16 protein-coding genes and 1 pseudogene are annotated in these 20,231 nt (G+C 47.3%); 5 read left to right on the top strand and 12 right to left on the bottom strand.

Features of this window, described 5'->3' with window-relative positions; translation table 11 throughout:
• Window positions 1-9 precede the first annotated feature (9 nt).
• Window positions 10-1,128, top strand: a complete 1,119-nt coding sequence (locus FHS16_RS01565) for a TolB family protein (protein WP_183557933.1) — start codon at window positions 10-12, stop codon at window positions 1,126-1,128.
• 106 nt (window positions 1,129-1,234) lie between these two features.
• Here the strand turns inward: FHS16_RS01565 and FHS16_RS01560 are convergent, their stop codons facing one another.
• Window positions 1,235-2,482 carry an MFS transporter gene (locus tag FHS16_RS01560; RefSeq protein WP_183557931.1) on the bottom strand — a complete coding sequence of 416 codons (1,248 nt, stop codon included), beginning with the start codon at window positions 2,480-2,482 and terminating at the stop codon, window positions 1,235-1,237.
• Window positions 2,483-2,691: 209 nt separating this feature from the next.
• Here FHS16_RS01560 and FHS16_RS01555 point away from each other — a divergent pair, with 209 nt between their 5' ends.
• Window positions 2,692-3,933 carry a serpin family protein gene (locus FHS16_RS01555; RefSeq protein WP_183557928.1) on the top strand — a complete coding sequence of 414 codons (1,242 nt, stop codon included), beginning with the start codon at window positions 2,692-2,694 and terminating at the stop codon, window positions 3,931-3,933.
• Between the two features lie 112 nt (window positions 3,934-4,045).
• Here the strand turns inward: FHS16_RS01555 and FHS16_RS01550 are convergent, their stop codons facing one another.
• The 5 genes from FHS16_RS01550 to FHS16_RS01530 form a co-directional block, all read right to left on the bottom strand.
• Complete coding sequence (locus FHS16_RS01550; RefSeq protein ID WP_183557926.1) at window positions 4,046-4,606, bottom strand: hypothetical protein; 561 nt, start codon at window positions 4,604-4,606, stop codon at window positions 4,046-4,048.
• A gap of 236 nt (window positions 4,607-4,842) precedes the next feature.
• Window positions 4,843-6,666, bottom strand: a complete 1,824-nt coding sequence (locus tag FHS16_RS01545; RefSeq protein WP_183557924.1) for an FtsX-like permease family protein — start codon at window positions 6,664-6,666, stop codon at window positions 4,843-4,845.
• A gap of 9 nt (window positions 6,667-6,675) precedes the next feature.
• Window positions 6,676-7,488: an ABC transporter ATP-binding protein gene (locus tag FHS16_RS01540; RefSeq protein ID WP_183557922.1), complete on the bottom strand. Its 813-nt coding sequence runs from the start codon at window positions 7,486-7,488 to the stop codon at window positions 6,676-6,678.
• Between the two features lie 208 nt (window positions 7,489-7,696).
• Entirely contained in the window at window positions 7,697-8,866 is a 1,170-nt protein-coding gene (locus tag FHS16_RS01535; RefSeq protein ID WP_246431558.1) for a GGDEF domain-containing protein, read from the bottom strand.
• A gap of 199 nt (window positions 8,867-9,065) precedes the next feature.
• A complete protein-coding gene (locus FHS16_RS01530; protein ID WP_246431526.1) occupies window positions 9,066-10,016 on the bottom strand; it encodes a helix-turn-helix transcriptional regulator in 951 nt (316 codons plus the stop codon).
• A 121-nt stretch (window positions 10,017-10,137) separates the two neighbouring features.
• Between FHS16_RS01530 and FHS16_RS01525 the strand changes: the two genes are divergently transcribed.
• Window positions 10,138-10,875 (top strand): alpha/beta fold hydrolase, encoded by a 738-nt coding sequence (locus tag FHS16_RS01525; protein WP_183557916.1) that lies wholly within the window; start codon window positions 10,138-10,140, stop codon window positions 10,873-10,875.
• A gap of 189 nt (window positions 10,876-11,064) precedes the next feature.
• On the opposite strand, the gene FHS16_RS01520 is transcribed toward FHS16_RS01525, so the two are convergent.
• The 5 genes and pseudogenes from FHS16_RS01520 to FHS16_RS01500 form a co-directional block, all read right to left on the bottom strand.
• The gene (locus FHS16_RS01520) at window positions 11,065-12,324 is read right to left on the bottom strand and encodes an MFS transporter (protein ID WP_183557913.1); all 1,260 of its coding nucleotides are present in this window, start codon (window positions 12,322-12,324) and stop codon (window positions 11,065-11,067) included.
• 301 nt (window positions 12,325-12,625) lie between these two features.
• Window positions 12,626-12,949, bottom strand: a pseudogene (locus tag FHS16_RS01515) (acetylxylan esterase); the annotation flags it as partial.
• 23 nt (window positions 12,950-12,972) lie between these two features.
• Entirely contained in the window at window positions 12,973-14,343 is a 1,371-nt protein-coding gene (locus FHS16_RS01510; protein WP_183557907.1) for an extracellular solute-binding protein, read from the bottom strand.
• A gap of 50 nt (window positions 14,344-14,393) precedes the next feature.
• The gene (locus tag FHS16_RS01505; protein WP_183557904.1) at window positions 14,394-15,338 is read right to left on the bottom strand and encodes a dienelactone hydrolase family protein; all 945 of its coding nucleotides are present in this window, start codon (window positions 15,336-15,338) and stop codon (window positions 14,394-14,396) included.
• Between the two features lie 304 nt (window positions 15,339-15,642).
• Window positions 15,643-16,455 carry a helix-turn-helix transcriptional regulator gene (locus FHS16_RS01500; protein WP_183557901.1) on the bottom strand — a complete coding sequence of 271 codons (813 nt, stop codon included), beginning with the start codon at window positions 16,453-16,455 and terminating at the stop codon, window positions 15,643-15,645.
• 245 nt (window positions 16,456-16,700) lie between these two features.
• Here FHS16_RS01500 and FHS16_RS01495 point away from each other — a divergent pair, with 245 nt between their 5' ends.
• Both FHS16_RS01495 and FHS16_RS01490 read left to right on the top strand, forming a co-directional pair.
• The gene (locus tag FHS16_RS01495) at window positions 16,701-17,828 is read left to right on the top strand and encodes a Gfo/Idh/MocA family protein (RefSeq protein ID WP_183557898.1); all 1,128 of its coding nucleotides are present in this window, start codon (window positions 16,701-16,703) and stop codon (window positions 17,826-17,828) included.
• Between the two features lie 200 nt (window positions 17,829-18,028).
• On the top strand, window positions 18,029-18,643 hold the full coding sequence (locus tag FHS16_RS01490; protein WP_183557895.1) for a 3'-5' exonuclease: 615 nt from the start codon (window positions 18,029-18,031) through the stop codon (window positions 18,641-18,643).
• Here the strand turns inward: FHS16_RS01490 and FHS16_RS01485 are convergent.
• Window positions 18,640-20,136, bottom strand: coding sequence for an alpha-glucosidase/alpha-galactosidase (locus FHS16_RS01485; protein ID WP_183557892.1), 1,497 nt, complete (start codon window positions 20,134-20,136; stop codon window positions 18,640-18,642). The genes FHS16_RS01490 and FHS16_RS01485 overlap by 4 nt on opposite strands.
• Window positions 20,137-20,231: the final 95 nt, after the last annotated feature.

Raw genomic sequence — 20,231 nt, 5'->3', positions numbered from 1 at the left:
GAGGCGATCATGATGAAGAAAACAAAAACAGCCATAATGGGATTTGCAGCAGCATTGCTTGTTCTCACTGCAGCCTGCAGCGCGGAAGATACGAATAGCAGGGTGATTATCAAAGAGCCCGGCGAAACGATAACGGTCATTGAGGATGACGGCAAGGAGACCGGCGAGCCAGATGTTTCCGTTGAAAAAATAGAACCATTTGAAAATGTGGCGTTTACTGACTGGATCGATGAGGAAACCGTCATCGTCTCCAAAGAAAATACGTCGCTGGACAAAATGAAGCTGGAAGAATTGTCGGATTCCTATCCTAAAAGCTTGTATCGGTACAATCTGAAAACCAAACAATACGAGCTGATAAAGGAACAGGAAAACGCATTTTTAGGCGATGCGACCTTATCTTCCGATAAAAAGCATTTGCTGTATCAACTATTCGATTTAGGCGACCCTGTCTATCATGTGCTGAATCTCGAAACGTTGGACTCATTCGCAATTAGTGGGGGGACTATCGGAGGAGCCGTCAGTGCCAAATGGGCGGACGGAAAAACAATTATTGGTGCAGCTTACAGCGGCGGCGCCTACACGGCAAGTACGTCAGGGAGCATCGCTCCGCTCGCAGGCTTGGATGAGGAAGCGTTGGTTATCGTTGAGAAGATAAACGATAAGATTTATTACACTACCCAAACCGATGAATCCTTAATGGTGCTGAACCTGACTACGAAGGAAAAGAGAAGCTTGGGTATGGACCATGTTTATCGCGTAGTCTCCTCGCCCGATGGGAATCAATTGCTCGTATTGCAAACTAATGGCACCAAAAGCAAGTTGATTCTAAGCGACGCAGACGGAAAAAATCAAGAAACGATCGCAGAAGGCACGGAGCTCGGCGGAGTTTCATGGTCGCTGGATCAGCGGATGATTGCGTACAGCGAGAAGGCGGACGTAAACGGAACGACCATAAAAGGGCTCTATGTCTACGATATGTTAACCGGCAAGTCCACCTCGCTTGCGGTAGATGTCGACAATGCAGTGACGGCTTGGAGCCCTTCCGGCAAAGCACTCCTTTATACGGAATGGGATGGCAAACAAACGAACAGCAATATTGTTCATTTAAAGTATTCCATACAGAAATAAAAAACGATCTTTATTCGATTGTTTCATTGGGCAGGACAGCCTAAAACAGCAGGTAAGATAATGGAAAATAAACCGTTCCCCCTTTGCTAGCGCGGGCGGTTTTTTTTCATGCTCCCGGTTCCGGCACTCGCATAAGAATGACGATCCCTACGACAAACAGGATGACGAGGCTGAATACGCCCATGCTCGTGTGGCCGGTAAGCTGCGCGGTTACCCCGACAAGAAGCGGACCTATAATCGAAGCGAACTTGTCGAAAATATTATAAAACCCGAAAAACCGGTTCGCATTCTCCTTAGGCACCATCCGTGCGAAGTAAGACCGGCTCAGCGCCTGAATGCCGCCTTGCGAGGTGGCAACCAGCATGGCCAGCACCCAGAAGTCGAATGCCGATTTCATGAAATAGGCGTAGATGCATACGATGATATAAACGCAAATACCGACATACAGCATGATTTTGCTAGAAAACAGATCAGCTAGACGCCCGTACAACATCGCGAACGGAGCTGCAACTACTTGCGTGACGAATAATATGATAAGCAGGTCCGTCGATTCGATGCCGAGATCGGTTCCATAGGCGGTAGACATCGTGATGATCGTCCCGACGCCGTCGATATAGAAAAAATAAGCGAGCAAAAACAAGAAGATCGCGCGATGCTGCTTGATTTGCTTTAATGTCTCGTAAAGGCGCCTAAAGCTGTTCGCGACGATTCGAGGCTCGCGGTTCAAGTAATGCTTCTGGCGTACGTTGCGGAGCATCGGCAGAGTGAATACGCCCCACCAAAGGGCCGTTATGAAGAACGCAATCTGGCTCGCTGCCGTGACGGATATCGGCAGAACCTCTTGCTGAGCTAAAAGAATGATCGCGATACTGATGATAAATGGTATCGTGCTCCCCATATACCCAATTGCAAATCCGCGGGCAGACACTTTATTCATCCGCGTGTCGTCGGTGACGTCCACGAGGAATGCGTCATAGAACACATTAGAGCCCGCCGAGCCGATCGCAATGAACATATAACAGACGAGCAGCAGCAACCAGTTATCATTCGGAATGAACGTAAGCAGCGCGGTAGCGATGATGCCAAGCATGCTGAAGCCGGCAAAAAACGTTTTTTTGAAGCCTTGGTAATCGGCAATCGTACCTAAGATCGGCCCTAACAAAGCAAGGATAAACGTCGAGATCGCAATCGTATATCCCAAGTAAGCCGTAGAATTCGCTGCGCTAACGCCTGCGTCCTCGGCAGCCGCTTTATAAAAAAGCGGGAACACGGCCGTTGAAATGATAATCGAGTAGGCAGAATGGCCCCAATCGTACCACATCCAGCTTTTTTCTTCCTTTGAAAATGCCCCCATTTGCTTGGCCTCCTGAATGAACCGAATGCTCTTATTGTATAAGAAATGAGGTCTTCCGGGCGCAAAGAACAAAAAATTAACAATACGTTGCTTCGTTAATCATTTTTCTTTACTGTGCATGGATAGAATAAATCGCAATCTTGTGCAGCAACATTCCCGCACTGCTGCTCGTTGTATAGGTAACGATTTCATTAAATGGGGGATATTTCATGGTACGCGCAATAAAATTCATTGCTATTACCGCTGCATTGCTCCTTACAGCCTGCGGCCAAAACACGGAAAAGACGATTACGACAAAGGCTCGTGCCCAGTTAGCTAGCCAAGCAGATACTCGGGTCGCGACAGCCGCGAACGCGTTCGGCCTGTCTGTCATGAAGCAAGTCTACGTTTCTAACAAAGGTAAAAATGTAACCGTCTCTCCCATTAGCTTAACTCAAGCGTTAGCTATGGCCCTTAATGGGGCTAGTGGCGCCACATTTGACCAAATGGCGAGCACTATGCTTATTGATAAACTCTCCCGCGATGAGATAAATAAAGGACAACAAAAGCTAAACGAGCTTCTTCGTCACCCAGGCCCCGGCATCAAGCTGACCAACGCCAATTCCCTTTGGCTCCAAAAGGGCTGGCCCTTTCGAGAGGACTATATCGGACGAGTGAAGGATACCTATGCTGCCCAGTTGAATGAGCGTGATCTAACCGAACCAGCCGTTCGAAAAGAAATCAACAAATGGGTGAACAAGCAAACGAACGGCCTGATCCCGACCATTATCGATAAACCGATTCCGGAAGTTGCGAGGCTGATACTGATTAATGCGCTTTATTTCAACGGAACATGGAAAGAACCCTTTAAACCTGAACAAACCAAATTGGGGAGCTTTACGAACGCTGACGGAGATACGTCTCCAATTTCTTATATGCATCAGCAACAAGTATATGAATACGAGGAGACGGCCGACTATCAAGCCGTTCGGCTGCCTTATGGAGATGAACAGATGGGGATGCTCGTCGTGCTTCCCCAGCCAAATGCAGACCATACCGTTTTAGTTGAACAGCTGCTGTCACAAGACCATTTCTGGACCAAACGCTTTGATTCGTTTCAAGGAAAGCTCACTATGCCGAAATTCCGAATAGAAAACCAGCTTGATCTTACCCAAGCCTTAAAGGCGATGGGCATGAACCTGCCTTTCGACCGCAACAGTGCCGACTTCAGCATAATGGCTGATACAGCTGACGGCAAAGATTTATATATTAACCACATCCTGCATAAAACGGTCATTGACGTATCCGAACGCGGCACGGAAGCTGCTGCCATTACGAAGATAGGCATAGATGCTGGGGGCGCTCCGCCGAGCAAAACCTTTGAGATGGATATCAACCGCCCTTTTATGTTCGCCGTTCAAGATCTCCAGTCAGGGCTGCTGTTATTTGCGGGGATTGTAGAAACCTTATAGATGATTGTCTTGCATGAATAAGTTAGTGCCCACGGGTATGCGCTGCTTCATCAAAGCCTGTCCATTCCCTATTCCTATCAAAGCAATGGCCATTATGATGAGCATGTCCCTGTTATTCATAGCCGCCTTCGGATTCAGGCAAGTTTTTATATTCCGTTCGCTCCTGAACGATTAGATCCACGAATTGGCGCAGCTCCAGCAGCTGCTCAGCTTCGAGCGTTTGGCTGCAATACCGATCGGTCCAAGACATCGTTACAGTTTTCCCATTTACATTGACTTCCCAAATATCTTCATTATAAGGGACGGTTTCACAGCCTTTGACTTCGGTCTCCAGCTTCTTCCCGCTCATGATATCTATTTCTCTCATTTTATTATAAATGCTGCGCAGCTCTTCCTTGGTAAACTTCATTGACGTCGTCGCCGTTCCGTTCGCGATTAAGTCCTTTGTTATCGTGCCTTGAAAGGTGTTAACCTCGTTTTTATTAACCGTACCGTAGCCGTAACGGACCATGAAATCGAAGGTGCTTGGCATATCCTTCGGCATTTTGATCGTTTGCTTTACGGTATTAGTCGCCTGTTGGTCGATTACGGCAACGGAAGCAATTTCCTTTTCATTGCTGCATCCTGCTATGATAAATAGAAAAACGAACAGGTATGAGCTTATTCGTTTCATTCTATCGCCTCCCAAATATTTCTGTGTCAGAAATTAGACGCAAAAAGTCGAGAGAAGTTGCAAGATGGCGAATGTCATGTCCCAAGGTGAAACGGCTGTCGCCATCCTTTGGCGACGCAGCGCGTTTCATACCGAGAAATATAGAGAAAGGATGGCGAAATCATATACTTTCCTATATTTCAAGAAAATAAGAAGCTGTCCGAATTTTACTCGGACAGCTTCTTCCTATTTATATTTTATACGACAGCTTTCTTGCGTCCTGCCAGTACTAGATTCTGATATAGCTTAACAGTCAGCATATAATAGACGAAATAAATAACAGCAAACAAGACTAGCGGTATCCATAGCTTATAATAAGGCTCCTCAAGGATAAAGGCGAACAGCCTCATGCCGACAAGGACATGCAGTACACCTGCGATACCCGGAAAAAGGAAGACCAGGAAGAGCTCCTGATAAATCGAGCGTATCAGCTTCTCGCGTCTCACGCCGATCTTACTCAGCATTTCATAACGTAGAATGTCCTTAGCAGCGCCCGAGAGCACCTTGAACATCAGACAGCTTGCCATCATAGCCAAGAAGGCGATGCCGAGGAAAAAGCCCATAAAGAAAGTTCCGCTCGCGTTGCCCATTGTATTCTGATAATATTGAAATTTGCTCCATGGCATGTAACCATCTTTATGCTTGCTTATGCTCAGCTCATCAAGTGCTGCCCAAGAAGCACGATGGGCTAAAAAGTCATTCGTTTTGCCAATGACGATGGATTTTGCCTCAACCGGTATCGCTTCGAATTTATCTTCTTCGAGAATAAGATAATCCATGGACTGATCGGGAGCGATCGTCCACAGAAAGGAATCCCATTCCGCGCTGCTAGCCGCTTCGGAACCTGCCTCTCCGACAGGAAGCTTCTCCGTTATGCGGATTAATTGGTCCGCATCCTTCTTCCCTTGCATCGATTGCGATTGAATGAGCGGCCTTTGCTTCTCTAGATCGGCACGCGCATAATAGAGCTTCCCATGCTCAACCTTGTAGCGATATTGCAGCCGATCCATAAACGGAATGGCGTTAAGCACCTTTTCTTCCTCTGGCAGCGGATCATGGACAATAATATCATATACGCTGTAGCTCTCGCTTTTTATTTTTGCATCGTTTATAAAAGCCATTCCTCCAGCAATGGCGCCCGCTCCAAGGGCAATCAGCATCGCAACCGTCGCCAGCAGCTTCGTCAACCCGTTAATCCTGAAGCTTAATTGTCCGAAGGTAAAGGCTCGTATGCCCCGCAAGCTGTTGCGATTTTTCAGCATCGCCACAAACGGCGGCAGCAGCACCATAAACAAAAGGTAGGTACCGATTGGTGTCATGAACGTAGCGGTAAACAGTCCAATCTCCCGCAGCTGCTCCATGAAGGTTAAAGAAAAATATCCAAGTCCTAAAGCAATTAGCCCAAGAACACCAAGCACTCTCTTCCACACGCTACTTTTCCACAACTGGTCAGCTTGTGAATGATCATGCACGAGCTGCAGAACTTGAAGCCTTGCAAGCTTCAATTGGTTCCAAAGCGCTGACAAGCCGAACAATACGACAAAGAAAACAACGGTGAATAAAACAGCAGGCCCATATATGGCGTGGTAACCAGTCAAGGTTACTTGAAGCTGCGCAGCCATCAGCCTACCGACTAAAGCGGACAAACCAAAACCTAGCGTTAGACCTATTCCTAACGAAAGGATCCCGACCGCAATCGTCTCGATGAACATAAGCGACCGAATTTTGCTTTTTCTAGCGCCAAGCACCAGATATAAGCCGTACTCACGCTGGCGCAGCGAAAGAAGAAATCCATTTGCGTACAAAATGTAAAAAAGCGTAATCGCCGACAACAGAAATGAACCCATGATATAGACGAGCTGTATAGAATCAATGACAGCATTCGCTTCCGTAAAGCTGCGGTTCCAAGCCATCGTCTGAAACATATAAAAGATAGAGATCGACATGACCAGTCCCGCTAAAAGGATCATATAATCCTTGGCTCTGCTCTTCATGCCTGACAATGCTAACTTGATTAACATAAGTCCACCTCAGCGCCTCTCCTGAGCATAGGAAGCCTCAAAAATTGGACTTGCCGCCGATGCAGCCGCCTTGCCATAGTCGCCGAGCACATCCAATATTTGCTTGTAGAATACTTCCCGGCTGCCGGTGCGGTGCAGCTCCTGAACCAGCCGACCGTCTTGAATAAATACAATTTTCCCGCAATAGCTGGCGCTGAACGCATCATGCGTAACCATTAAAATTGAAATTCGATCTTCTTCATTCAAGCGCTTCATCGTCTCAAGCAGGCTGACTGCATTTTTCAGATCAAGGGAGCCAGTCGGTTCATCGCCAAGCAGCAAAGCCGGCTTATGCACGAGCGCGCGGGCGGCTGCGGTACGCTGCCTTTGCCCTCCGGAGATCATGGCCGGATACTTATCGGCGATCAGAGATATGCCAAGCTTCTCCATGACCTCGTTCACCTTGCTTTTCATTTGAGAGACAGCCATGTTTTGAAGAGAAAGCGGCAGTGCAATATTCTCGTATACGGTTAAGTTGTCCAGCAGATTAAAGTCTTGAAAAATAAATCCGAGCTGCTTGGCGCGAAAATCCGAGAGCTCCCCCGACTTCATGCGGGTAATATCCGTACCCGCAATGCTGATCGTCCCTTCCGTTGGATTGTCCAATGTTGAAATGACATTAAGCAGCGTAGTCTTGCCTGAGCCGGAGGCTCCCATTATGCCAATGAATTCGCCTTCCTGCATCGTGAAGGAAACATCTTTTAACGCATAGAACTGATTTGCAGGACTGCTTCCATATATTTTGGATAGTTGTTTAATTGCAATAACTGGCGTACTTCTCATCTCTCCAGCATCTCCTTCTATTTAGGCAAATAGGTTCGCCTTTCTTTCACTTTAAGTATAGATAAGACAGCTCTAGCAAACGTAATGTAACACTAAAGAAAACATGAAGATTTCCTTAACATTTATACTAATGGTGTAAAGAACGCAAAAAACCGACGTCAGCGCCAAGCGCAAACATCGGTCTATTAGCAGTCATTAAAGAAAAGGTTCAGCCTATCATTGCTGCTGTTTCCATGCGGGCAGCCCCGTTTCGCCCGTTATCCTTGGCAGTGTACAACGCTTTATCACAAAGCTTGTAAAGTGATTCCAGCTTCGTTTGCTCCGTCGGAATGACGGTAACAACGCCTAGGCTTATAGATAGCCTGCTCGCCATCTCGGGAACAAGTAGCTGCATGGTGGACTGCCTTAATGCTTCCACCAGTTGGTCGGCTTCGTACTCATCCGTCTCTGGCAGCAGAATAGCGAATTCATCACCGCCGTAGCGGCTGAAGCAGTCCTTGCTGCGCAGCAGGGAGCCTATGTGCGCAGACAGCTGCTGCAGCGCGCGGTCGCCGATTACATGCCCATAGGTATCATTAATCTTCTTGAAATGGTCAATGTCAAACAGTACGAGAGACAAATGCTCGCCTCTTCTAGCGTGCTCGGCAATTATTCGCATGGAAAATGAAATAAACGTCCTTCGGTTGAGAACACCCGTCAAATCATCATAATTAGCGAGCCTTACCAGCTCTTGATCCGCCTGTTCCTTCAGAAGAAGAACAAAGCCAATGTTGCCGATGAACATAATTAAAAATAACGACAGAAACGTAAAGGTCTGATAGAGGCTTGGCGTGAACATGCCGATCATTTCATGCGTACCAAGCGCAAAGAACGCTCTTCCGAGCAGCGCTGCCAAAATGGAAACATACAGCAAGCCGATTATTCTCTTAATAAACGACGGATTCTGTGAGCGGATCAATATATAGGCTGGTACCGCCATAAACAATGCTATTCCAATCGAAGCCACTGCAATTCTTACATTCTCATGATTGCTTGTGAACAAAACGATATGAAAAGCGGCAATGATAAGGATCGTCAGCATAAGGTATAACATTCGGATCGAATGACTGAAGCGATGCTGAAGCTTCAGCATCGCCGTTGTTTCCAGCGAGAAACCGATAAAGAGCAGCGAGTTTGTCAGCGATATCGTTAACAAATCCGGAATGCCGTTCCGCATGACGATCACCAGCCAAGCAAGGACTTGCGTACCTTTAGCGATTAGAAACATGCTCAGCATGTGATCTTTCATATGGGTACGCCAATAGGCGCTGATGAGAATAACCGAAAAAACATGTCCAAATACTATCAAGACCATAACCGTCTTCATATCCAATAGCATACTCACTCTGGGCACCAACTTATGCAAGGATTTACCGTATGCCTTGATTATACTAGATAGCCAATGTTTTTTCATTTACTTTATTGCATTAATTACTAGATGAACCATCCCCTACGCCTAAACGCGAACACTTATCTTCGGTTAGCCCATGAGCGTGCAGCTGTCCGCCGCTTTCACAGCTCGATTCATCCTTTGCTCGTTATGAATGATATAATTCATGCATGTCCCTAATCTTCTGAGCCATTGAAGCTATCCCTTCTGCAGGCGCGACAATTTTGGCTTTCACCCCCAGCGACCAGATCAGCTCGATGTAGAATGACAGATCCTCTAAGGCAATTGGTACCGCAGCCGTACCGCTCCCATCTTCATTTCGGCTAATAAAGGGCGCAAAGCGCGTATTCGTTTCCAGCTGCCAAACTCCTTGCTGCGTTAGTTCCAGCTTCAGCAGCGTTTGTTCAAGCAGACGCTTATCCGGTTTATCCAGCAGCGTCAGCTGTTCAATTTCTTCACGACTTTCGATATTCGGGTTCATTTCCACAAAAGTCATCCGATCCGCTCTGAATTGCCTGATCTCATCTCGTAAGAAGCAATACGCTGGGCAATACCAGTAACCAGAGCTCGCATACAGTCCAATAGGTTGAATATCACGCAGACTCTCACCGTTGCTGGAACGATATGACACCGATACAACGCTTCGATTCATAATCGCTTGAAGGAGAGATTGCAATATAATGGGGGACATTTCCCGGTAAGGGCTATAGAGTGCGACTCTATTTCTCAGCTGGTCGATATGTTCCTTCATATCCGCGGGCAAGTAATGATAAAACTTATGGAGTGCCAAGCTCGCCCCTTCTCCAAACGGAAGCGAGCTGAAATAATCCAAGGACTGTCCGGCAAAAAACATGGCAACGGCCTCGCTTTCCGTGAAGCTGATCGGCGGAAGCAATCGCTCCCGCAGCAGCCTATATCCGCCACCACGTCCCTGTACGGAATAGACAGGCACGCCAAGCTCGCTTAGCTCGAGCAAATCCCTCGTAATCGTGCGAGTGGATATACCGAATTCATCGGCTAGCTCCTGCACCGTGAATGATCTTCTCGCATTAACAATCATCATTAATTGTATAAGCCGCTGCGACTTCTGCAAAGGCAACCCTCACTTTCACTCCTTTTATTTTAGCTTAATTTGTAAACAAGACAATATCTGTCTTATTTGAAGGATAGGATATAAGTGCAGCACCAATCCAAACGATAGATTAGTGGGGGGAATACACATGAATAAGATCGATGGCTTGCCGCAAGAAGTTGGTTTCGTATTCATCCATGGGGCCGGTTTGAACAGCGGGATCTGGAGTAAAACGGTGGAGAGTTTCGGATATCCTTATTTACTCGTTGATTATCCGAATCGAAGCGGTCGTCATGATGCAGGGAACAAGCTAACTTTGGCGGATTATACGGCGTATATGCATGAGCAAATCAAGCAATGGGGCATTCAGCGATTCATACTCGTTGCCCATTCTTTAGGAGGTGTGCTTGCCCTTCGATTAGCAGAAGCGTTCAAGGAGCGCATTGCAGGTTTTATAGCAATTGGCGCCATTATTCCAAGCAAGGGCAATTCATTCCTCTCGACACTCCCGATGCCGAATAGAATTCTGATGCATGCCCTCCTGCGGATGATAGGAACCAGGCCTCCCAAATCGGCCATTCGCGCCGGAATATGCCATGATCTAACAGAGGAGCAGGCAGCCGAGCTTATAGACGGATATATCCCTGAGTCTCTGCGCGTATATCTAGACCGTTCTGATTCGCCAGTGCCTCCGGTGAAAAAGCTGTATGTGAAGCTAAGCAATGACAAGGAGCTCAGCCCCGCCATGCAAAATAAAATGATTGCCAATCTGGAACCTCATGCCGTGCAAAGCATGAATACTGGTCATCTGCCTATGCTTGGCAATCCCGCACAACTTCGCGAGCTGCTGCAAAGTTTCCTGACTTATTCAGCAGAAGCCCCCTGAATTCAGGCTGAACCTATTTCAGGCTTTTGGCTGGTTCAGCTCCCAAAGCAGCAGTACTTTAAATTTTCACTGCATTCCTGTGTAAATATTCTCAGCCTTTCTGCGGGCAGGGCAGAAGCAGGACAGCAGCAGGACAGCAAAAAGCCTCTGCTCTCGTTGCCGGCAGCAGAGGCGATTGACACGCTTTATTTATAGTGCTTTTTCCGAGCATGGCTCCTCTTTAATCAATAGCACCGAAATATATTGCAGCACGGCCATTGCGAAGAGTACGACAGGCATCCATATCGATTCCAAATCCTTGGCTAGAAAGATAAGCAGTGTAATGGACAACACTCTCCCGACATTAAGGAAGAGCTCCCGCATGACCACAGACTCTACGCGAAGCTGCCCTTTCAACGGCAGCGTGCCGATTAAGCGGTAATAATAAGAAGTCAGCGTATTGACAGCGAGCGGGTTGCAGATGGAGAACAAAATCATAAATATGGCGACTGACCAAAATTCAACTTGGACAAGCAGCAGCGACGAACCAAGTGCCACGCCTGTCGTAGAGAGCAGCACATATTTGCGTACTTGCTCTTTCTGCGCTTTTCTTGATATGACATAACCGGTAGCAACGGTAAGCGAGGAGAAAAACACGCCTAAGTACCCGACCCAATCTTCGCGTCCGACCGTTTGGAAAAGCATGATATTAGGCAAAAAAAGCATAATGCCCTGGAATAGGCCGAGCACGAAAAAACTAAACAATGCTTTCATCCATCGCCGGTTCTTGTTCATAACAAGCCCCATGAATTTCAAATAATACGCTTTGTGATGGGATTGAATCATCGGAATGCGGAAGCTCACAATCGCGGCGATCAGGAACATAATAAACGCCATGGAAAAGATAATGACATACCCCTGCAAGCCTTCGCTGCGCTGAATGATGAACCCGGCTAACGCAGGTCCGGCAAGCCCGGAAGCATTAAACGCGATCATATTGATCGCAAGAAAACGAATGCGGTTCGCTTCGGTTGAGACATCGTATTGAATGACTAAGTAACCGGTCCAATACAAGCCGGCAGCGACTCCGTTGAAAATAGCAAACAGTATGTAATATTGCGCGACATGCTCCTGGGCAATGACGACCATCAAATAAAAGACCGCGATCATCACGATGCCGAGCCGGTACGTAACCATTCGGTCACGACGCTTGGCAATCCACCCGCCAAGCGCGAATGCAGGCGGTGTGAGTAAAAATACGATAATGTTGTAAATTCCGTTGATCATCAAATCCTGCGTTAACCGCCATAAATATAAATTCAAAAACAAGCCTGACATGGATGCCCCGAACTGAAAGCAGCAATGAATAAGCAGTGCCGTGACGGCATTTTTGCTCAGTTTGCTCTCAGGAGATAGCGGTGCACCTTTAAAAAGGTTTAATTTGGTCCAAAATCTGGTCCGATTCCCCATCTGCTGCATCCCCCGTTGTACATCAACTGGATAACGTTTTCTTTTTATTTATTTTATCATATCGATTCCGTATTCCCCTCAGGCAAGAAAGCGCTCTCTTGCTCAAATTAGCCACTAGCCCCCCATATGGCAAGCTGTAGGAAACCTATTCTTTGTTTTAGTTCATTGTTCTCTCGTTTAAGGTTACAGCCTTGACTTGAAAATGTAGGACGAAACAAATTTCGTAATTAAAAATAAAAGAAGCTTAATCACAGAGCGACGCTCCGGATTAATGCTTCTCCATCTTAAGCTCATATCTTGTCAGCCTGGTGAATATTTCTTCCTCTTGGATATGCTGTCGATCAAAGTTGCGGAAATAGGTTCGAAGCTCCAGGTATGCGTCCTTAGCTTGATCCATCTCCCAAACCCGCTGATAGTCGCATAAAATAGGATATACGGGAGCCACCCTATTAATTCGCGGCTCTAATGCTGCGCAAGCCAGCGCAAGCCCTCCGCCTTGTGAACCGCCTATGGCCCCAACGCGATTCGCATCTACTTCAGGCATATCCATCAAAATTCCCGCCAGCTGCGCCGCATCCTCCCTTCTTTCTTTCTGTCTGGCGCGAAAGCATTTCCCTTGAGACAGCTCACGTTTACATGCCGTTTAGGCTAGAGCAGCGCTTCGACTCTGCTGCAGAACGATGCCTCTGTCTCCAGCCCGGACCAATAGGTCAAAGCTTCGTTGAAAAATAGGTTCCACTCGCTTTCCGTAAGACCAAGCTCACTGTTGTATCGAAACGTGGGAATGATTTCGCGATACATGTTAAAACGGGCAGGTCTGTATCCATCCTCATGACCTGCCCATTCCGCCGCCGTTTTCAAGCTGGGCAAGCTTAATGTCTTCTGACGGATCAATAGCTGCGCCTTATGGCTGGTCAGAAAATCAACAAGAACCCGCGCAGCCTCCACATGAGGCGATTGCTTATTCACCGAAAGTCCAATGGAAATCAAATGCGTCGCAGGAACTTTTAGATGCGGGAGCTGTGCCACATCATAATCGATGCCCGACTCGCGAATGCGGTTTAGACTCAAATAAGTCGTAATCATCATCGAAATTTTACCTTGCGCGAATAGCTCCTCTGCATGGAAGTTCGTATCCTGCTTGGGCAGGAGCGATGTCATTCGGTTAGCAATCATGTCCTTATAATATCGGATGCCCTCCATCATGGCTGTTCCGCAAAGCTTAACGCAACCATCGGAGCGCTTCTCGAATATCGCCCCACTCTGGAGCAGAAATACGGCACAACGGTTTCGTTGAGACACGGAAAAATGGAACCCGATACGTTCGTTGTCGATATTCAATTGATTGGCCGCATCGAACAATTCGTCCCAGTCCCAGCTGCCGTCAGGCTCTAACAAGCCTTCCAGTTCGAAATGGTTACGGTTGTAACATAGAATGGCCGGACTAAACATGAAAGGTTGAGAGAGCAATTCCCCGTTGACCCTAAAAACATCCGTCAGAAAGGGATACATATCCGGCATTTCCTCCAGAGGAGCCAGATAGCTTCCGCTATTCGTTTCAACAAAATCCTGAAATTCAGAATCATTTAACGTCATCACATCAATCATGCCATAGTCCATGTAGGGCTTCATGACGTCCGGACTATGAGCGGGAAGGGTTACATCTTGGACTTGAATATGGGGATATTCGTTATGAAAAGCAGCGAGCAGGTCACTTAACCCCGCTTCCAGCAAGGTCGTGCCATGATGGCCGAGCTTTATGGTCATCTTCTGCCGTTCCCCCAGATTCACGACTCGATTGCCTACCCGTGGCAGCTTTTCAATTAATTGCTCATCGACTAATGCATCCAGCACCGTACGCACGGTTTTATTGCTGAGGCCAAACTGGTCAGATAGGCTCTTCTCGGAAGGCAAATATTGTCCTTCTGCCCTCTTCCCCGTAATAATCTCGTTTCTTAATTGCTGCAGCATCTCATCCTGCCGCAAACGAAACGTCTTGCGGCTGTGTTTATTTTTCATCTTATTCTCCCTGAATGAATCGTTGTTGCTTATTGGTTATGCTGTCTACATTATGCTTTCGACCCATCTTGGCCAACCGTCTTCAACCAATGATCCAAAAATAAGTATGCAAGCATGCGCATCCCTTCTGGAAAATCATGACCGCCAGAACCCATCCATGACTGAAACTGGTCCTCTTTGCCTAACCAGCGATAAAGCTTTTTAAGCTCCAGCATCCCTTCCCCGATGCATTTCCAGTGCGGGAAAATATGATCTTCTTGACCCGCATAGCTAAAGAATGGCGTAGGTGCGCATAAAGCTACAATTTCATGAAATTCAAATGGAATCTGATCCTGCAACAAGTCTGCCGATATTTTGGGAATATGCGTGTAGGGGTAGCTTCGGAACGTCCAATGCTCTGGGTTGGGATCACCTGTAAAAGGGCTAAAGCCACAGCTGGACACCACAGCCTTGATCCGCTTATCTATCCCAGCCAAGAAATAGGCATTGTATGCCCCGAATGAATGTCCAAGCGCTCCAATTGCGTGTGGATTCACCACTTCAAGGGAGCATAACACCTCAATCCCTTGAATATGATCCGTTATGTTTTTGGCGATGGTAGACCATTCTGGATGCTGTTCATAAAAGGGTTGGCTGTTGAATGCCGATTGGCCTGGATAGACCCGTTCGCCGGCTGTCAATGCATCCGGTACAAGCACCACATACCCGCGCTGCACGAGCTCGATTGCATACATGCGATTCTTTCTACCAGTTACTAGAGCAATGTCATCTTTTCCTTGCGCTATGGTGGGATGCATCGCAATAACAGCGGGAAACGTTGGCTTGGGAGAATCATTGGAACCGTTTACAATCGGAACGAGTAAATAAGCGGTAATCCAGTCCCCGTACACCGTGTCGTATTCGATATGGTGCCGAACATAACCTGATTCCCTGCTCTCTGATATCCTTTGCAAGCGAACAGGTACCTTGGATGGCACCTCGCCAATGTAATCCAACCATACTTTCCGAATGTCTGTAATCTTCGTTGTCCACTGTTCATCACTATCAATCCCGTCTAAGAGCGGAGGAATGCCGATTTGGTTGAGTTGCGATAATCGATATGCGATAGTTGCTGCCTCCCTTACTTAAGCAAAAAAGTACGGACCTTCAGTCTGACTCACATCTGGTTTATATATCGCGATTATAGCCGCTCGATATCGGCGAGTCAATACACTAGACATGAGTTAGAAAGCAAATGTCTCCCGTATCGGAATAGCCGCAGGAAGATTATGACATACCCTTCTGGGAAGCGTGCCTTTATCATAAAATATTGCACATCCTCCGATACATCTCTGGTGAAACCCCTTGCCATTTTTTGAATACATGACTGAATTGATGAAGGTCTTTATATCCCACGAGCGTGCCGATATATTCGATCTTCAAATCCGACTCTCGCAAATATTTAATAGCTTCATGATGGCGAATTCGCTGTAAATACTGGTACGGTGTTGTCCCGAAGGTTTCTTTGAACAAGCGAATGAAATGATCCTCGCTTAGATTAAGACGATGCGCCATTGCTGAATTAGACCATTGCATATGCATATTCTGATGCAGTTCCTTTGTCAATTCATGAAGCGCCTTGTCATAGGCAGGCAAGGTTACCCTCACGATTTTCTCTTGATGTCTCATTAGTGCGGTAATAATAAGCAGCATCAAACCTCTGCATACCGTTTCGAATTCTGGCCTTGCGGACATAAACTCATCCTTAATGCTATCCATCCAACGCACAATCTCCTGAGGAATAGAAGTATAGCGGCGGGCAAATATAGCATCTCCCTGTCCGTTAACCGGCAGGAAACAGAATTGATCATCGTGTACCGCCTGTTCATCGACAATGACGCCGAGGTCGTTTCCGATATCCAGCTCATCGTAAAAGTCAAAATGAATGCCCAGCAATTGCGCGCCTGGCGCAGATGTAATTTCTATCCGATGATAATCAGCCGACTGCAGAAATAACAGATCCCCGGCATTGTAAGTGATCGGATCGGGCTCATTGCTGAAATGTACGCGCATCTCGCCTGCAATCACATACATAAATTCAAAATCATATAATCTACGGGTCGTTCCGCGCATGCTCAAAACATACTGATTCTGTGCCCAATGTACACTCGGCAACAGTTCCCGGCTCACAAATTTACGAGGTTTAACATGTGAGGCTGCTATGGCTAAATCCCCCCTTCTCCAGAAAATAGATCGATTTATGACAACTTTATCACGGAAACACGCAAATACATCCTCATTTTCGAATGTTACTATTTATGTACCATATCGGAAATAAGCAATAAACATAAAAACTCATGTAGATAGGATGATATGCGATGAGAATCGGTATTATTGGGTACGGCGCTCGTATTGAAGGCATATTCACGCAATTATCAAAGGTAGATCCCAGTTGTCAGATCGTCGCCATTGCCGATCCGCGCATGGAAGAGCTTAAGCTGTCGGCCACATTCGACCATTCAGAACAGGTGCAATGGTTCGAGTGCGCAGATGAACTCTTGGATAACGTAACGTTGGACGGCGTTGTTGTAGGCACACGCTGTAATCTGCATACGGAAATCGCTCTAAAGGTGCTGAAGAGAAATTTGCCGTTGTTTCTTGAGAAACCCGTCGCAACGACTTACGATGATCTATTCCGGTTAAAAGCTGGCTATGAGGCATCCCATTCACAGGTTGTCGTCTCCTTTCCTTTGAAGAACACACCTTTGGTAAAGCTGGCCAAAGAGATTATTGATTCCGGGAAAATCGGTACGGTGGAACATGTCCAAGCCGTTAACAATGTTCCCTATGGCAATGTATATTACCAGAATTGGTATAGAGATGAACAGATAACCGGTGGCTTATTCCTGCAGAAGGCTACGCATGATTTCAATTACATTAATTATCTGGTTGGCCAGCATCCAGCGGCGGTATGCGCTATGAAATCGAAACAGATCTATAAAGGCGATAAAAAAGCAGGATTGCAATGTACGGATTGCGATGAAAAATACAGTTGCCCTGAAAGCTCATTAAACCATGAATTAGGCAAATATTGCAGCTTCGCCGAAGACACCGGTAACGAAGATTCAGGAAGCGCGCTTATTCGTTATGATACCGGCATGCATGTGTCGTATTCGCAAAACTTCTTCGCCCGGCGTGCCGCAGCAAAACGCGGTGCGCGGTTGCTCGGCTACAAAGGCACATTGGAATTTGATTGGTACACAAGTGAATTGAAGGTGTTCATGCATCATGAAGCACGGGTGGAAACCCATCAGCTTGACGCCAACGCCTACGATGGGCATGGCGGAGGGGACACGAAGCTGCTTCTTAACTTCACGAGGGTCATGCGCGGGCTTGAGCAATCCGCAACACCGCTCGAAGATGGATTGCTTAGTGCATTATTATGCTTGAAAGCTAATGAGTCAGCGGACACCAATACGTTCCGTACCATTGATTGGAACAGGTAAACGACTTATTTGCTTGCTGCATGCGGGTTTAGCACCTTTTGCCTCTGCAAAAAAAAGAGACGGGCTCAGCGAGAGGCAAATGCCCCTTTCCTAAACCGGTCTCTTGTTTCATCCGCGAAATAAAAGGTTATTTATCACTTTTAGCGAATAATATGCGTATAGAACCTTACCTTATTACTAGAAAAAGTGGTGAAACAGCTATGAATGCACATGATTATACCGTCATTGACTTTGAAACGAGCGGACTCGATCCGAAGAAGGATCGCGTCATTGAAATGGCTGCAATCCGCTGCGTGAACGGTGAGATCGCCAGCGAATTCAGCACCTTGGTCCGCTATGATGGCAAGCTTTCAGCCAAGATAACGGAGCTAACCGGCATTACCGATGAAATGACCGCAACCGGCATGGATGAGGATACCGCATTCCGCATCTTAAACCGCATGCTTGGCGATAACGTTATTATTGCGCATAATGCCGCCTTCGATCTCGGCTTCCTGCACCATTCCTTGCAACGCATCGCAGGGAGATCGTTTACGAACAGCTTCATCGATACGCTTACGATCAGCCGTGCACGACATGTCTATCCACATACGCTTAAGGATATGTCGGACCGTTACGGCATACCGCTGATCGGCGGACATCGGGCGCTTAACGATGTTATCGCCTGCTGGGAAATCTTCCGCAAGATGGACGAGGAAATGCCTGCTGCAGATTTTCTCAACACGCTTGGTTATCTCAAGAAGTTCGGTCCTCCTGCATGGAGCCCTCCCGGAGCTATCCTAGAGCCGATTGAGCTGAAGTACGCGCCGCGTTAGACGCGCTCCTTGCCTTTATCCGATTCGCCAGCGTTCTTATTCGCTGCGTCACGGTCCTGCTGCATCTCTTCGACCGTCTTCACTTTCAGGCGCGCTGCACCTGCGTAATCACGGGTAGGAAGCAGCGGGCCTTCCGTTTGGCGTTTCTTGGCAGCTGCAATAGATTCCGAATACTGCGGCAGCCATTGCTCCTGCGCCACAAGCATCTCATCGACCATTTGCCAAATTTCATTAGGATTGCAGACAGCGCCAACAAGCGGATCCATCATGAACGCTTGACGCAGCAGTTTGTCGTCGCCATGAATAGCAGCCTCTACTGCCAAGCGCTGCACGGATATGCTGACATTGCATACCGCTGCTGCCCCAAGCGGCAGATCGCCAACCGTTGGCATGGAGATACCATTGCGGTCCACATAACCTGGAGCCTCGATGATTGCATCGTTAGGCAGATTCCCGATAACGCCGTTATTCTCTACGTTGAAATGTCCGCGATACACGCGTCCCGTTTCCAATCCCTCGATAATATAGGAGCCATGCTCATGGCTGCGCAGCTCGCTTTTGAATTCGTTGGCCGGATCCTTCATCCAGTTAGGGAAATCTGTCTCGAACCAGTTGCGTCCTTCCGTGCAAACGCGCAAATAACCGCCAGTTTCTCCGTTAATCCACGAGCTGAGATCAATCCAGTCGTTAATTTCCTCTGGACGCTTCCGGTACCAAGGCACATACTCGCTTAAGTGTCCATTCGATTCCGTGCTGTAATAGCCGAAGCGGCGCAGCATGTCGATGCGTACTTTCTCAGTACGGCTAAAGTCTGGATGCTTCTCGAAGGCTTCCAGCAGCTTGCCGGTCAGATCCTCGCCGTTATGCTTAATTTGGACATACCATGTCTGATGGTTGATGCCTGCACAAATGATATCGACTTCCTCTTGTTTAAGGCCGAATGCTTCAGCGATCTGCCAGTGGCCGCCCTGTACCCCATGGCATAAGCCAATCGTACGCACGCCGCCGTATTTATTGCATGCCCATGTCATCATAGCCATCGGATTGGCATAGTTAAGCAGAAGCACATCCTCCGCTGCAACCTCGCGAATATCACGACAAATGTTCATCATCTCTGCGATGCCGCGCTGTCCGTACATAATGCCGCCTGCACTCAGCGTATCGCCTACGCATTGATCGACGCCGTATTTCAGAGGAATGTCCACGTCTGTTGCAAAAGCTTCAAGTCCTCCGACGCGAATTGTACAAATTACGTACTTCGCATCCTTCAGCGCTTCGCGGCGATCCGTTGTCGATTGAATCTGGATCGAGAGCCCGTTCTCATGAATGTCACGCTGGCAAAGCGCGGTAACCATCTCAAGGTTATGCGCGTTGATATCGGTGAACGCGAGCTCGATGTTTTGAAATTCAGGAACAGCAAGCAAATCCCGCATTAAGCCGCGCGTAAATCCGATCGATCCTGCACCAATGAAAGTTATTTTAAAAGCAGACATGCGAATCAGCCTCCGATTATCGTTTAATAGAGTCGTTCTATCTCCTCTATATTGTAACAACGATAATAAGGAAGCGTTATCAAAATTGTGACTTC

Origin of the sequence: Paenibacillus endophyticus (genome assembly GCF_014192395.1) — a bacterium.
Taxonomy (GTDB): domain Bacteria; phylum Bacillota; class Bacilli; order Paenibacillales; family Paenibacillaceae; genus Pristimantibacillus; species Pristimantibacillus endophyticus.
Note: the sequence above shows the minus strand (reverse complement) of the source record. Positions and strands in the feature narration are given on the sequence as shown.